We start from the raw sequence: 16,345 nt of genomic DNA on the forward strand, positions 1-16,345 counted from the left end.
CCGGTCTGTATGCTGAGTAAATGGTAAAACATTTACTTTGGTGATTTCCTTCGAGCAAATGCTCATTTTAGCGCCCAATTTTTTGGGCGCTTTTTTAAATATCATAATAAATCAAGTGGAAATTATTACTTTTAACCAACAAAGTACTTAGTCTATTGATTTCATTAAATAAAATACTTGTCAATTATACCTTAGTAGATTAGAGTAATCTGAGTGTCAGTATTCTGACGCGTTTCGCTGTAAGAATTATTGGATATGGCGAAAAAGAATGGATTCTTTCTAACCTTCTGTGTCTGAATAACTATAATAACAAAGAGATACTCACATGAATCGTTCATCGAAAGGGTTTGGCTTAGCAGGCGTATTTGCGACTGTCTTAATTTTGGTCATTACAGCTGTTATCAGTTCCTCAGCCAATTCTGCCACGGGTCAGGGGCAACCAACAAATTTAGTCGCTGCAAGCAAATAAGCTGAACACACTACCTTTTACGCTGCAGTTCTCTATTCTGTAGTTTGTCCTGTTCGCTTTTTTTAAGCATCACGTACACCGAAGCCGCACCACCATGCTGTTGTTGAGCACTGTGAAAAGCTAGTACTTGAGGCAACTCTTTTAGCCACTGATTAACATAGCTTTTCAGCATGGCAGGAAAGGGTTTGCTGTGTAAGCCGATGCCATGCTTAATAAGCAGTGTTCGCTGACCATCTTGCTGAGCTTGGAGCATTTTTTCAAACAGTAGTTGTCGTGCCTGGGTAAATTTCAATTTGTGTAAATCTAGCACCCCATCAATTTTATATTTTCCCAAACGTAAATTTTTGAATACACCATGTTGTACCCCAGACTTCTTAAAACTGAGTTGATCTAACGGATCAACGGGTTCAACGCATTCCACACTTAGGTTATTGTTAGGTAAACTATGCTCACGTTCCAAGGCTTGGCGTTTTAGCTGCTGAGCAAGTGTATGCTGAGGCTTGAGCGATACCACAGGATCATTCTTACGTAGAGGTTTAACATCTTGCATGGCATCGAGAAATGATATCTCGTCACTGCAATCTGTATTCGTCATACTATCCTCCAAGTAATCAAATTGACCTGTAAAGTATAAATTCTAATAGTTAAGCGAATACTACGAGAGGCATTCGGTTTCTGATCCATTTATGTCACAATCTTATAAAAAGTTCATTGGGAAGAAAAATGAAAAATTCGAAAATATTGATTGGTGTGCTAACCATAGCATTGGGTGCTTGCTCACCTGCAAAAAATACTAGCGAGCAACCCGCCACTGCAAAGCAATCTACTACTGAAAATTCGAGCACAATGGAGGCGGGCAAAGATTACCACTCGTTTGCTAACCCAGATGTTATTCGGGTCACGCATATTAATTTGGATCTTACGGCTGACTTCACCAAGCAACAATTAATTGGTAGTGCGGAACTGCAATTCAAGCGCGTACAACCAAAAGCGAACGAGCTAGTTGTTGATACACGAGGTTTAACCATCGTTAATGTGACGGCCAATGGCGAAGATATCGATTATACCTTGCAGCAGGCTGATCCGGATCTTGGTGCTGCATTGCATATCAGCGTTCCTGACAGTGCACAATCAGTGACAGTTGCATATCATACTTCTTCTGACTCCTCAGGGGCTCAGTGGCTCACTCCGGCACAAACTGCAGGCAAGCAACATCCATTTTTATTCACTCAAGCACAAGCGGTGCACGCTAGAAGCTTTATACCGTTACAAGATTCTCCACAGGTCAGAGTTACCTATGATGCGACTATACGCACACCTGCAGAATTATTAGCGGTTATGAGTGCGGCTAATGATCCTGATACGGAACGTGATGGCGTGTATGAATTTCATATGCCGCAGCCTATCCCCTCTTATTTGATCGCACTTGCCATTGGGGATTTGCAGTTTAAAGCAATGGGTAAACGCACGGGTGTTTATGCAGAGCCTGCTTTGCTCGAAGCAGCAGCGGCAGAGTTTGAAGACACGGAAAGCATGTTAGAAGCTACTGAAAGCACTTATGGCCCTTACAGTTGGGATCGTTATGATTTACTTATATTACCGCCGTCATTTCCCTTTGGTGGGATGGAGAATCCGCGCTTGTCGTTTATTACGCCAACGGTTATCGCAGGTGACAAAAGTTTAGTTTCCCTTATTGCCCATGAACTCGCCCATAGTTGGTCAGGGAATACGGTTACCAATGCAACGTGGCGTGATCTTTGGTTGAATGAAGGATTTACCACCTATTTGACTTACCGCATCATGGAAATGATCTACGGCACTGATAGATACAATATGGAAGCTGTATTGGGTTATCAAGACTTGCAAGCAGACATCAATAGTCTCGATGAGAATGACCAAATTCTGGCAATTGATTTACGTGGACGCAATCCAGACGATGTTTTTTCAAATATTCCCTATGAAAAAGGGGCGCTATTTTTACGAGAAATTGAACAGAAAATCGGTCGTGACAATTTTGACCAATTCTTGCTAAATTATTTCGAGCATTTTGCGTTTAAGAGTATTACCACCGACGAATTTATCGCCTATTTAGATAAAACCTTGTTAACCACCTATGCTGATAAGCTCGACAAAGCACGTATTCATCAGTGGATATTCGAACCGGGTTTACCGGAAAATGTGGCGGTACCGCTCTCGGATGCTTTTACTAAAGTTGATAGTGCGCGAACAGGTTGGTTGGATGGCAGTTTAAAAGCTGCTGACATTGATACCCAAGACTGGACCGTACATCAGTGGTTATACTTTTTGAATAATATGCCAGAGCAGCTTTCTGAAGCGCAAATTGTGACGTTGGATATGCAATTTAAGTTGACTCAAAGCAAGAATAACGAAATTGCCCACAGTTGGTTAATGATAGCGGTAAAGAATGATTATCAGCCTGCGTTTGACCGCTTGTTTGATTACCTCACGACTATTGGTCGTAACAAGTTGGTCAAGCCGTTATATCGTGAGTTAGCCAAAACACCAGAGGGTAAAGCATTTGCCAAACGTGCCTTTGACATTGCTAAGCCGGGTTATCATCCGCTAACGGTGAAAGCTAATCAGGGTTTTGTTGAATAAGCAAAACAGTAAAGTGTTTAGGTAATAAGCGGGATCAGGTATCCCGCTTTTTTATGGGATTCTAGTTGCTGCGATGCAACAACCTAATCAGATCTTATGCTCTTTCGATTGGGCGTTGATTGTGGGGTGCCCTACAATTAAATTATCAGTTTGCCTAATAGCATGTATGTCTTTGTTGTCGTAGGGAAGCGCTGTCAAAAAATGTCGCATGCAATTTAGTCTAGCGCGTTTCTTGTCATCGGATTTAATAATAGTCCAAGGCGCATCAGCAGTGTTGGTGTAAAAAAACATCGCGTTTTTTGCTTTGGTATATTCATCCCACTTGGTGACAGCAAATTGATCTATGGGGGTGAGTTTCCATTGCTTTAGCGGATCGGTCTGACGTTTCTTTAAACGCTTTCTTTGTTCTTCAGCGGTGACTGAAAACCAATACTTAAACAGGTAAATTCCACTTCGTACTAACATCCTTTCGAATTCGGGGGGCTTGGCGCATGAACTCTAGGTATTCAGCCGGTTGGCAAAATTCCATGACTCGCTCAACCCCAGCTCTGTTATACCAAGAGCGATCAAACAAAGTGATTTCGCCTTTAGTCGGCAAATGTTGGATATAACGTTGGAAATACCATTGACCGCGCTCGGTATCTGATGGTTTTTCTAAGGCGATAACACGAGCGCCACGTGGATTTAAGTGTTCCATAAAGCGTTTTATGGTGCCTCCTTTGCCTGATGCATCCCTTCCTTCAAACAAGACGACAATGCGTTGGCCACTTTCTTTGACCCATTTTTGCGCTTTTAACAATTCTATTTGTAATTCTTGTTTATGAGACTCATAACTGTTCTTCGACATGTTGGATTTATAGGGGTATTCACCCGCTTCGAAGGCATGAGTGATAAAATCCGGATCCTGTCTATGTTCCGCTAATTGATGCAACGACTCGCCTCGAGTAGATTTAGCGTCAGTTGTTTTGATTTTATTCTGCTCATTATTTTTTTTATCCTGCATACCCATACCAATCAATAAAACGATATGATTAGTGTAGCCATATTTTTTCTGGTTACAGTGAAAATTGACTATTTATTGATGCAGATCAGTTGGTTTGTGCGGCAATTGTCACGATCAGCAGCGAAACTTGAATAACACAGCGGTTTCTGATTGCAGCATGGGTTGAACTGTTGCAAAGTAGGCGGCTGATAACCCATAAAAATATTATTACGAAATTAAGGAATTGTTTTGGTCGACCTCACCGTAGCTTTAGTACTCGTTGGATTGCTTTCCATCGCGTGTCAATTTCTTGCCTTTAAAATCAAACTACCGGCGATATTGCCTCTGTTGATTGTAGGTATTGTTGCCGGCCCTGTTACCGGATTGATAGATGCCGATTTAATCTTTGGTGATCTGCTGTTTCCGGTGGTATCGCTGTCTGTGGCGATCATATTGTTTGAAGGCTCTCTAACGCTGCGTTTTGGCGATCTCGCTGGGCACGGCTCTATGGTGCGTAATCTATGTACAATAGGTACTATAGTAACCGGCGGTATTGCCGCGACTGCTGCGCATTTTGCGTTGAGTTTGTCATGGGAAATGTCATTTTTATTCGGTGCTATTGTCACGGTCACCGGACCAACTGTGATTGTTCCTATGCTACGAACCGTAAGACCAAGCAGTAAAATTGCCAATATTTTACGCTGGGAAGGGATAGTGATCGATCCTATCGGTGCGCTCCTTGCGGTACTGGTGTTTGAGTTCATCATTTCTACCCAAGATGCGATTAGTCACACCTTGTATGCTTTTGGCTTGACACTGACCGTAGGCTTGGGCATCGGCGCTGCAATGGGCTATTTTTTAGGCAAGGCATTACGGGGTAATTACATACCACATTACCTGCGCAATACAGCGGTGCTTACCTTGATGCTAGGCGCATTTGCTGTCTCCAATTTGTTGGCCCATGAATCAGGCTTATTAACCGTGACTATCATGGGGATATGGCTGGCTAATATGCGCGATGTCGACACCGACGATATTCTTGAATTCAAAGAAACCCTTAGTGTTTTATTAATCTCTGGGTTGTTTATTTTACTCGCCTCTCGCATCGATTTGCAGTCGATTATGAACGTTGGTTGGGGCTCAGTCATAGTGTTAGTCGTTATTATGTTTGTCGCTAGACCATTATCGGTATTGGTTTCCTCTATTGGCACCGGACTTAACTGGAAAGAAAAGGCCATTCTAAGTTGGATTGCCCCACGGGGGATTGTTGCCGCTGCCGTATCAGCGTTGTTCTCTTTGAAACTGGAATTACTTAATTACGAACAAATTGAATTGCTAGTACCTATGGTATTTTTGGTCATTATCTGCACGGTTGTGTTTCAAAGTTTAACCTCAGTTAAGGTGGCAAAGTGGCTAGGTATTAGAGCACCAGCGCCCAACGGATACTTGATTTTTGGTGGTGGTTTGTTTTGCCGGATGTTTGCTAAAGAGTTGATAGCCAATGATGCTCAAGTTTGCTTAGCCGATACCAACTGGGACGCAATGCGCGCTGCAAGAATGGATAATATACCGACTTATTTTGGTAATCCGATGTCAGAACATGCTTCACGAACCCTAGATATGTCAATATTTGGCACCGTGCTGGTGATGTCACCGTATCGTCAATTAAACCCCATGGTTACCTTCCACTTTGAAGGCGAGATGGGCAAAGGGGCGGTCCTGGCCTTAAGTAACAACGAACAGCAACAACGCCCAAGCCATCAGGTTTCTGAATCATATGCTAAAAAACTTGGACTCTTTGCCGAAGATATAACTTACGGTAAATTAGCTAGCTGGGTGGCTAAAGGGGCAAAAATTAAAACCACGCGGATTTCAGATAACTTCACCATGGAAGATTACCTTGCCGAATACCATGGTCGTTTATTGCCGCTATGCGCGTTCGATACTAATAATCGTTTGAAAATGTACACTACCAGCAACAGTGTTTCGCCTAAATCCGAATGGCGAGTGATGAGTTTGATCATGCCCGAAGAAGTTGAAAAACTAGGACAATAAACCTTGATATGTATGTTTAGAGTAAAGCACACTTTAAGGATGAAGTGAGATGAAAATACTGCATACCTCGGATTGGCATTTGGGTCAGAGCTTTTTTACTAAGAGTCGCAAAGAAGAGCATCAAGCCTTTATCAATTGGTTACTTGAGCTGGTAGATAGACAGCAAATAGACGCGGTGATTATTGCAGGGGACGTGTTTGATACCGGCACACCGCCCAGCTATGCTCGAGAAATGTATAACCAATTTGTGGTCGATTTACAGCAATTAAATTGTGTTCTGGTGGTATTGGGCGGTAATCATGACTCGGTGTCGACCCTCAATGAGTCCAAACAAATACTTGCCTGCTTAAACACCTTTGTGGTGGCAAGCACCGGTGTGTCTGTTGAGGAGCAGGTGTTTGTAATCCCAGATAAAACTGGCCAGCCTTCAGCCATACTGTGCGCCGTGCCCTTTATTCGAGCCAGAGACGTATTGCAAAGCAGCTCTGGTGAGACAGGGCTGGAAAAGCGCCAAGCGCTAGGGGAGGCAATTCAACAGCATTATCAGACTCTATACCAAGTTGCTATAACGAAGAAACAGCAAAGCGGCTTAGATTTACCCATCATTGCCACTGGGCATTTAACTGCATTAGGTGTAAGTCAATCCGAAAGCGTCAGAGATATCTATATTGGCAGCTTAGATGGATTCGCAGCAGATGGTTTCCCGCCTGCTGATTATATCGCGCTAGGACACATTCACAGACCACAAATAGTCGCAAAGTCCGAACATATTCGGTATTGCGGCTCACCTATTCCATTGAGCTTTGATGAACTCAATACGCAAAAACAGGTGGTGTTAGTAGAGTTTAACGCTGCACAGCAAAGGACAATTACGCCAGTAGATGTACCCATTTTTCAACCTATGCAAGTGCTCAAGGGCGGTTTGCCTGCGCTGTCTCAGGCTTTGCAGTCATTTAAACAGGATCAGGCAGGTTTACCTTGTTGGTTGTGTATAGAGGTCGAGACCCAAGATTATTTGTCTGATTTGCAGCAACGTATTCAAACCCTTACAGAGGGATTGAATGTAGAAGTCTTGCAATTACGCCGAACACGCAATCCACAGCGCCAGTCTCTGACTCAAATACAAAGTGAAACCCTTGCAGAGCTGACCCCTCATGATGTATTTGAAAAACGCCTATCGATGGAGCGTTTTGAAGGTGACGCTGAGCAAGCCCGTCGACAACGGATAAAACAGCAATTCGAGCAAATACTGTCCCGTGCAGAGCATCAAGGGGAGGATGTATGAAGATCCTCACGCTGCGCCTCAAAAACCTCAATTCACTCAAGGGAGAGTGGAAGATTGATTTTAGCCAATCTCCCTTTGCAGAAAATGGTTTATTTGCGATTACTGGTCCGACAGGGGCGGGCAAAACCACTTTGCTAGATGCAATTTGTTTAGCGCTTTATCACCAAACCCCGCGCTTAGGACAAATTACCTCATCTTCTAATCAAATCATGACGCGAGGCACAGCTGAGTGCTTAGCGGAGGTTGAGTTTGAAGTAAAAGGAAAAGCCTACCGCGCATTTTGGAGTATGCGTCGTTCAAGAGGCAAGGCAGATGGCAATTTACAACCGGCTGATACAGAGTTGGCGGAAGTTGCAAGTGGTAAAGTTTTGGCAACCCAAATCCGTCAGAAAACCGATGAAGTGGAGCGTATCACCGGTTTAGACTTTGGCCGATTTACTAAATCAATGATGTTATCCCAAGGTGACTTTGCGGCATTTTTAAATGCAGAAGAACGTGAACGGGCTGAATTACTCGAAGAGTTAACCGGTACTGATATCTACGGCATTGTGTCGATTAAAGTCCATGAAGAATTTAGTTCAGCCAAACTGTATCTTAAAGAGTTGCAAGATAAAGCCGGGACTTTCGAGCTGCTTAGCCCTGAACAAAAACAGCAATTACAAGTAGAATTAGACAGCCTAGAATTACGCCAGAAAAAGCTAGAACAGCAAGTCGTTGAGTGGCAACAGCACCAGAGTTGGTGGGACAAACTACACAGTGCCCAACACAGCCAGCAACAAGCAAAGATTCAATTTGCACAGGTAAACCAAGGGTTCGAAAAGTCCCAACCAGAGCTGGATAAATTAGCCCAAAGTGAACCCGCATCTCGGCTACGTACTCAGTGGGAACTGCTTATTAATGAGCAACAATCGTTATCAAAGATCAATCAGCAATTAGCGCAAAATCAACAAAATAAAGTTCGCATAACAGAACAATTACACGACGCTCAAAGTGCCCTTGAGCAGGCCAATGATGTCTTTACACAAGCAAAACAAACGCAGCGTACCCAAGAGCAGTTAATTACAGACAAAGTATTACCATTAGACAATGAGATTAAGCGGCTTGACGATAAATACTTAGTGCTTAAGCAGGAAATAAATAAACGGTTAATAAAGCAAAAAGAATTGGCTGCTCAACAGCAAAGCTCAAACACTGAGTTGGATATTGAACGACAGCAACGTCAGGAAGTAACCCGCTATTTAGAGCAACATATAGCCGATAGTAAGGTGGCGGAGCATTTAAATAGTTGGCAGATGCAGTTGCAACAGATTGAAAAAGACACTCAACATCATCAGCAACTCCAAAAAGAATCTTCTGAACACAAACTTAAAATAGGTCAGTTAGATCAGCAGCACAACGAGTTAGCCGAGCAATTAGTTAAATATAACCAGACCTTGGCTATCCAAAAAAAGCAATTGCAGCAGCATCAACAGCACCTAGAAAAACTAAATCAACAAGCAGACATAGACACGCTAGAGCTAAAGCATGGGATGTTGCTGAATTCATGGCCAGATTTTCACAGCGCCAAGAGCCTGCAGCAAAACTATCTGCAGGTAAACAAAGATAAAACTAATAACTCAACTCAACTACAACGATTGCAAGCCAATGAAGGGCAACTCAAACAGCAACGCAATGAATTAGCTGAGCAATTTAAACAGCAAAAGCAACAAATAGAAGATTTGCGTCGTCTAGTCTCCCAAGAAGAACAGCTGGCAGAATATCGACGCTTACTCAAAGATGACCAAGCATGTCCGTTGTGCGGGGCGACAGACCATCCTAAAGCGAGCAAAATGGTTTTGGACATACCTGAAACCTTGGAGCGTCTGCAACAGGCAGAAATTGCTTTTGACACTGTGACCGTTCAAGGACAAGAAGTCCGTGAGCAACTGGACTCTACTTTGCGTCAAATCACCGAGTTGCAATACAGTGAGGAGACTTTGAGCAACAGCCTAACTGAATTAATGGGTCGTTGGTGTTCTTTGGTTGATGTTTTGGGGGTAGATTGCGACATAGATGATCAAGCAGGCTTAGAAGATGCAAAGCTCAAACTAACAAAAGATATCGAGCAGGTTAAGCAACAATTACAAGCGCTTCGCGATCTAGATAAAAGCTGTTCACAAAGTATGCAAGCTTTTGAGTCAACGGAGCGAGATATAAAGCAGCTGCTGGCGGAACAAAATTTCGTAGTGAAAAGTCGAGATGATCTTTACCTACATGAAGCAAAGATTCAGCAGCAATTGACTGAATTAAAGCATAGGAATAACGCCAGCCAACAAGAGTTGCGCGGGGCTATTAGTGAGTTGGGTTATGAGTTTCCTGAGGATAGATTAGCTGATTGGATCCAGACTAAACGTGACGATGCGCGCCAATATCAGTTACACGTCGCAGAAAACAATACACTTAGCCAGCAAATTTTGCTCAAGCAGAATCAATTATCTGAAATTGAAAAACGACTTGCTGAAATTGTAAATGAGCATGCTCAGATGCAACACGAAAGTACAGTGCTCAGCCAACAGATAATCGAGCTACAACAACAACGACACATTCTCTTTGGTGATTTGTCTGTCAACCAAGCCAGACAAACAGCAAGTGCTGCACTTCTTCAAGCCGAACAGGTCTACCAAGCTAAATTTGACAGCCATAAACAAGTTGAACAGCGTCACAGTGAATTGACCGCTAATATTAAACTTCAAATTCACAGTCAAAATGAACTGAAAGAAGTCACAGTTCAACGTGAGCAAGCATGGCAACAAGCTATCAGCCAAAGTCCGTTTACCGATCAGCAAGAATTTCTTAGTGCGCTGTTACCCGAACAAGAACAGTTACGGCTAGTTGAGCTTAAACGAGCTCTAGATGCAAAATTCGAGCAGGCCAAGGCCTTGTTGCAACAAGCCAGCACACAAGTTGATGAACTAAACCGTGCGGAAAATGCACAACAATGGCAAACCATACCGCTGGCTGAAGTTACGGATTCCCTTAAACAGTTGCAAAGTGACAAAGATCTGTTAGTGCAAAGCAAAGGTGAGCTCAAACAGAAATTGATTGCTGACCAACAACTATCGCAGCGGCAAAGCGAATTGATTCAGCAAATTGCGCAGCAACAGCAACAGTATGACGACTTGAGCTATTTACATTCATTAATTGGTTCGGCCAATGGCGATAAGTTCCGCCGCTTTGCCCAAGGCCTGACACTGGACAATCTAGTCTATTTAGCCAACAAACAACTTGATCGTATTCATGGTCGATATTTGCTTAAGCGAAAAGACGAGGAGGGGTTAGCCCTGAGCGTACTTGATACTTGGCAAGGTGATGTAGAACGGGATACAAAAACCTTGTCAGGGGGAGAAAGCTTTCTGGTGAGTCTAGCGTTAGCGCTGGCTTTGTCGGATTTAGTTAGCCATAAAACCAGTATTGATTCGTTGTTTCTTGATGAAGGCTTCGGCACGTTGGATTCTGAAACTCTGGATATAGCGTTAGATGCCCTAGACAACCTTAATGCATCAGGCAAAATGATCGGCGTGATAAGCCACATCGAAGCCATGAAGGAACGGATCCCCACCCAGTTGCAGGTCACCAAGAAAAGCGGCTTAGGAGTTAGTCAGCTAGACAGTCGCTTCAGCGTTGGCCCATAACGCCACTCCGAATCAAGAGGGGCAGAGTAACTTGATCCTCTTGCTCTTCAAGTTACTCTGACCCTCTTGATCTAGTTACTCTGACCCTCTTGATCTCTATTGATCTGACCCTATTGATTGGGACTAATACATATGATTAGTGATGGTCTTTCAATACTTCGAGTTTGGCGGTATAGAGGTAATTTTGTTTGTCACTATCGGCCAGTTCGATTGCCCGCTGCATATATTCTTTAGCTTGTTTTTTTTTATTCATTTCAAATAAGGTTTTCGCTAAACCGAAGTAACTTTCAGATAAATAGGGGGCTTTTTGTATAGAACGGTTGAAAAAGTTAAGGGCTCTTTGATAGCGCTTTTGTTCAAAGGCAATATTTGCCAAATCGACCCATTTATAGGGGTTATCGTCGTCGGCTAAATCTACTTTACTTTCTAAAGTCTGTAATTCTTTGACGCGCTTTTGTTCCGACAAAAGTTTCGCATAGTTGCTAAAGAGGTTCAGTCCACCATTGGTGTGGTTGATGGCATATAGGTAGATTTGCTCTGCTTTTTCGGTGTTTCCAACCCGGTTGTATAACACTCCTAGTGTATTAAGTGTTTCCGCATTTTTAGGCGACGCCTGCATGGCATGGGCTAGCAGGGTATAGGCTAAATCATAGTGTTTATTAATGAGCGCTACACTGGCAAGGTTTTGATAAAACATAGCGATGAAGTCACTGTGACTGACCTTTGAACCTGCTTCATTTGAGCGGCTCGGGAAGTAGTCGATAATTAGTGATGAGCGCGCGAAAACGACTTCATTTGTGTTAGATTCGGTAGCTGGTGCGAAAATGCGGGTTTGAACATGGGTTGATAGTGTCATCAAATTATCATAACGACTGTAAACCGGCTTGGCATGCACTTTACGATATTCAATATCTATGTTTACTTCTTGGGCCAGCGCACTGGTTAAAATAGCCAAAGACAAACAATTCCCTGTACTGGACTCTAAAGCTTTGCTAGCGATGTAGGTATCGCCCTTGTAATCGAATAAATTGGTAACTCTTTCCATGTATTCAAACAGTCGCTGATGGCCAGGAATGCTTGATTGTGCTGGGGCATTATAGAATTCTAGAAAGGCGTGTCTTTGCTGCGGAAGCAATTCGAATAGCGTTCCTGCAGTGGGTACTTCAGTTAATTTAAAGTGATCAGATTGCCAATCCAAGTCAGGCGCAACCTGGTTCGTTTGCTGCTGGATAACTTCGCTTTGGGTTGCGCACCCCAATAACATACTTGATAAAACGCAAAAGGTCAGCAACACAAGGAAACTATTTAGCATCAAAAATACCGCCTATTTATTTGAAATTTTAATTGATTAAACCCTATTACGCTGAGTTGCAGCATTCAAGGCTTTTTAATATCATCGGGTAAAACCGCCAGCGCGGCTCCACCCTGGCCAAATATCACCGGATAAACCGGTTCAAGCCACTTCACTATAAGCAAGGATTGCTAGCACTTCCAAGCTGATAGCTATTTGCACAGCTAGCGCTGTTCCCTATGCCGGTAAATCCAACATTATCGTTCGAAGGTAAAAACGCGACTAAACAACAGCTTTTTGTCGAGATCAAAGATTTGCAAACCAATCACTGCCTTCATAACCCCACAGCATGGTTGTATATTGATCCGAAATTTTTCCATCCTGATGGTGCATTTTCCAGTTAACAAGGAAAATAGTTTTGGTGGAATTGTTGTCAAAGGTCCCCTTGATGTCGACATCCAAAGACGCTCCAAATAACCCATCTTCTGTTCTACGGATAACGTGGTTGTCGTCATATACTTTCTTACGTGAATTGTTTTTGAGTCGGCCGAAGTCATCCTCCTCAACATCTACTTCAAAAGAATCAATTCCATGCCACTGTTGTATCTTTAGCTTGAGCAATCGGCGGGTTTCAGAGGATAGATCTGCTGACAACAACATCTTGGCTAATGACTTACGACGTTCCGCGTAGCTTTTATTATCAACCTCAATACCGCTTTGGTCTTTTTCAAGCTTGGCTAAATCCAGTAACTCAATGCACTGGATGTCACTTTGTTCTACACCGTGACCTAAACAAAAGGCATTTGCCAATTTGACATTAACAATAGCATTGTGCTCTTGCTGCTTGGCTAAACTGAACAAAGCAAAGGACTTGGCGTAATCTCTGGGGATCGCCTTGCCTGAGTAGTAATGCTCAGCAAGTTCAAAAGAGGCATTTGAGAACCCCTTATCAGAAGCCTGCTGATACAAAGCTATGGCTTTTGGTAAATCGGTCTCAATTTGGGCAGAATGCTCATAAAGCCAACCCTCGCTATAGAGCCCTCGAGGACTGCCCATTAGCGCCGCCATTTTGAAATATTTTAGCGACAGTGCTAAATCTTGGTTAACCCAATTATCACCGAAGAATGTTGCCCCAAGACGGATATACTCATCTTGAATCATCTTGACATCAGCACTCGGAATTTGTGCGATATCCAAATCAGGCAGCGCTAGGGAATCAAGTAAAAATTGATAGGTTAAGGTTTGTTCGTGCCAATCGCCATACCACGAGTTGTGTCCGTGGGCAGCTTTCTGGTAATAAACAGCTTGTACGTCCTTGTCATGTTTTTTCAAAACATACTCCATCCGACGAGTATGTTCGATGGTAGTAATTTTATCTTTGACACCACCAATCAGAAGTATAGGAACATTTAAATTCTGGGCAAGGTAAACCGGTGATACATCAAATAGTTTATCGTTGAATTCTCCTATGACATCAGCCCAGCCCTTTCGCTCTTCTTCTAACACCGCGTAGTTACTTGAATTAAACATCAGTGGTAAATCATAAACACCAAAAGCTCCAACCACGCATTTAATTTTATCTGGGTGTTTAAGGGCCAGCATCATCGAGGAGTAGGCGCCATAACTGCTGCCCATTGCGCACATGTGCTGATACTTGTGATCTTTCAATACTTTATTCATAGCGGCACTGATATCTTCTTCGATCATTTTGCCCCATTGACCCACGCCAGAATTGCGGAAATCGTTACCATAGCCGGATGAACCTCGGTAATTGACTTTTAAGACCGAAAATCCGCGGCTGACAAAATATTGTACGCTTGGGTCAAAACCTACAGTATCCATTACACCTATAGGTCCGCCGTGGGGCATAATTAATAGGGTGTTGTGGTTGGGCTGTTCTGCCTTAGTGAGATAAGCATCAATTGAAGTGCCATCCTTACTGGTCACATGGAACATTTCAGTCTTGGCAAATTGATACATTTCTAACTTGTCATTAGCGGGTAACAAATATTCTATTTGTTCTTTTTTACGATCGTACAGGTAGTATGATCTGGGCTTGGACGACGAATATACTTCTAAGATTTGCTTACCCGTTAAGGCATTGTTCAGGGCGACGGAAATTTGCTCGTTGCCAAAGTGTTTTGTCAGCAGCGCCGAGTTGGCGGCGCTATCAGTGTCTAAATATTCGGTGGTCAACTTACCATGGTCGTAATAGCTCACCGAGATAACTTTGCCTGCGACAGGAGAAATTTGCGCACCGACAAGATCGAAACTTTTGTGTGAGTAGAGCTGTTTACCAAATGTTTTGCTGGCCAAATCAAATTCGAAAAGTGACAGGGTATCAGTGTCTTTGTCACTTAATACCGCCATCTTTGACTCGGAAAGCAGGCCGACAGGAACAAAATCTGACTCTTCTGTATTCAACTCATAGCTTTTGGTGGATTGCTCATCCCCGAGCCTGCCGATAGACAAGAATATTTTTTCTAGCTCTTGATCTATTTGCAAGCTGATAAGCCGATCCAATTCATCACTGTAACTGAATAAATTTAGATTTTCGGATATCCCAGGCATCTTATATTGGTCGGCCATATCGCCATCGCGAAGGGCTTGCAATGGAAATTTATACAGGTGGGATGTGATAGTTTTATGGTTTTCAACGATAGCCAGTAAAACATGCTGTTTATCATTTGGTAGTGATGAAACTAAATAGCCATCGCGCTTAAGAATGATGTTCTTCCATGTGTCATTTTCACTGCTAGAGTCTTTATAAACCAAAACCATGCGGTGACGGTGACCTAATTTAGCGCTAAGCAGCAGGGTGCGTTCATCTAACCAAGAGTATCCATGAATAACTTCATCATCGCGCAGCACCAATATGCCTAGTGGTTGTTTAGTTTCTATATCTTGAACTGTTAGATAGGTTTGGTCGTCAATTCTGGTCAGATAAGATATCCATTGACCATCAGGAGACATATCCAACAAACTCGATGTTGGGTTTTGAAACAGTTTTTCTGCAGGCACAGGTGCAGCGATAGCAGCTAAGGACATCACTATGCTGGTAAGGCACATCAAGCAACCGATTAACTTACTCATGGCTAACCTCCACTTGCTGATCTTCTTGCATCAATCGTAAAAAGGGATCGCTGCTGGGACCAGTATAATTGAGAGTGCGGTTTTCCAAAATGGTAGGAAATTGGCTTTCCATGAACAACAGCGCTTCAGTAGAGCGATTGACCAACTCCACATCAGATTGAGATTGCAACATCCATAGACTAGAACGGCTTTTAACTTCTAAGTGACCTATATAGCTGATTTCGCCTCGGCGAACGGTGAAGTCCCAATACCCTTCTTCTAAGTCAATGTACCAAAAGTAATTAAGCTTAATATTACCAATGTGATAATCGCCAGCTTCAAGGTCAATCAAAATATATTGGGTGCCCGAGCGCAAATCCTCGCGTGTTAAACGGATATTGTCGGCTCCATAAATTTTAATACTATCGAGGTCTGAGTTACTATCAACCCCTAGCAATAGATATCCAGCATCATGTTCGAGTTCGACATCGACATCTTGTTTTATGGATGAAACTTTTACAGTGCAGCTCGTCAAAAACGCTAGCAATAATAGTAGGCAAAGAGATTGAAACTTCATCATCATCCCTGTTCGTACAATTGAATTCCATGCAAGTTTTAAAGCAAACTTGGTACGACACGCTATCAAAGCGTAAACGCAGATTAGCAGAGATTTTGGCATGGTGTAAATTTTTTCTTATGCGCAAAATGGCTACTAATACAAATAACTTGAGAAGCTTTGATATCAGTTCAGTGGCAAATAATGAGGTTTATTAACTTATCCTTTATAGGGGTGAAGCTAATTGATGAAGAGACCGTTAAGGTTAATAAAGCAAACCAATAGGATCAGAGCAGTGAAATACACTATCACTGACCCTCTGAAAACGGCGACATTCAGGCCCTT

General features: G+C 42.8%; 10 protein-coding genes. 4 read left to right on the forward strand and 6 right to left on the reverse strand.

Features of this window, described 5'->3' with window-relative positions; translation table 11 throughout:
• Positions 1-479 precede the first annotated feature (479 nt).
• Positions 480-1,064, reverse strand: a complete 585-nt coding sequence (smrA, locus tag QR722_RS05680) for a DNA endonuclease SmrA (RefSeq protein WP_286286090.1) — start codon at positions 1,062-1,064, stop codon at positions 480-482.
• 128 nt (positions 1,065-1,192) lie between these two features.
• Between smrA and QR722_RS05685 the strand changes: the two genes are divergently transcribed.
• Positions 1,193-3,088 (forward strand): M1 family metallopeptidase, encoded by a 1,896-nt coding sequence (locus QR722_RS05685; protein WP_286286092.1) that lies wholly within the window; start codon positions 1,193-1,195, stop codon positions 3,086-3,088.
• Between the two features lie 87 nt (positions 3,089-3,175).
• Here QR722_RS05685 and QR722_RS05690 read toward each other — a convergent pair whose 3' ends face one another.
• Both QR722_RS05690 and QR722_RS05695 read right to left on the reverse strand, forming a co-directional pair.
• Entirely contained in the window at positions 3,176-3,553 is a 378-nt protein-coding gene (locus QR722_RS05690) for a polyphosphate kinase 2 family protein (RefSeq protein ID WP_286286094.1), read from the reverse strand.
• The gene (locus QR722_RS05695) at positions 3,522-4,091 is read right to left on the reverse strand and encodes a polyphosphate kinase 2 family protein (RefSeq protein ID WP_286286097.1); all 570 of its coding nucleotides are present in this window, start codon (positions 4,089-4,091) and stop codon (positions 3,522-3,524) included. The genes QR722_RS05690 and QR722_RS05695 overlap by 32 nt, the downstream gene beginning before the upstream one ends.
• Before the next feature lie 228 nt (positions 4,092-4,319).
• Between QR722_RS05695 and QR722_RS05700 the strand changes: the two genes are divergently transcribed.
• The 3 genes from QR722_RS05700 to QR722_RS05710 are packed head-to-tail and all read left to right on the forward strand — an operon-like array spanning position 4,320 to position 11,081.
• Positions 4,320-6,125 (forward strand): cation:proton antiporter, encoded by a 1,806-nt coding sequence (locus QR722_RS05700; RefSeq protein WP_286286099.1) that lies wholly within the window; start codon positions 4,320-4,322, stop codon positions 6,123-6,125.
• Between the two features lie 49 nt (positions 6,126-6,174).
• On the forward strand, positions 6,175-7,410 hold the full coding sequence (gene sbcD / locus QR722_RS05705) for an exonuclease subunit SbcD (protein ID WP_286286100.1): 1,236 nt from the start codon (positions 6,175-6,177) through the stop codon (positions 7,408-7,410).
• Positions 7,407-11,081, forward strand: a complete 3,675-nt coding sequence (locus QR722_RS05710) for an AAA family ATPase (protein ID WP_286286102.1) — start codon at positions 7,407-7,409, stop codon at positions 11,079-11,081. The genes sbcD and QR722_RS05710 overlap by 4 nt, the downstream gene beginning before the upstream one ends.
• 136 nt (positions 11,082-11,217) lie before the next feature.
• Here the strand turns inward: QR722_RS05710 and QR722_RS05715 are convergent, their stop codons facing one another.
• From QR722_RS05715 to QR722_RS05725, 3 genes are all read right to left on the reverse strand, one after another.
• Positions 11,218-12,393, reverse strand: coding sequence for a tetratricopeptide repeat protein (locus QR722_RS05715; protein ID WP_286286104.1), 1,176 nt, complete (start codon positions 12,391-12,393; stop codon positions 11,218-11,220).
• Positions 12,394-12,678: 285 nt separating this feature from the next.
• Positions 12,679-15,465, reverse strand: a complete 2,787-nt coding sequence (locus QR722_RS05720) for a prolyl oligopeptidase family serine peptidase (protein ID WP_286286106.1) — start codon at positions 15,463-15,465, stop codon at positions 12,679-12,681.
• Positions 15,458-16,021: a hypothetical protein gene (locus tag QR722_RS05725; RefSeq protein WP_286286108.1), complete on the reverse strand. Its 564-nt coding sequence runs from the start codon at positions 16,019-16,021 to the stop codon at positions 15,458-15,460. The genes QR722_RS05720 and QR722_RS05725 overlap by 8 nt, the downstream gene beginning before the upstream one ends.
• Positions 16,022-16,345: the final 324 nt, after the last annotated feature.

The sequence above is a fragment of the Aliiglaciecola sp. LCG003 genome (assembly GCF_030316135.1).
Lineage (GTDB): Bacteria > Pseudomonadota > Gammaproteobacteria > Enterobacterales > Alteromonadaceae > Aliiglaciecola.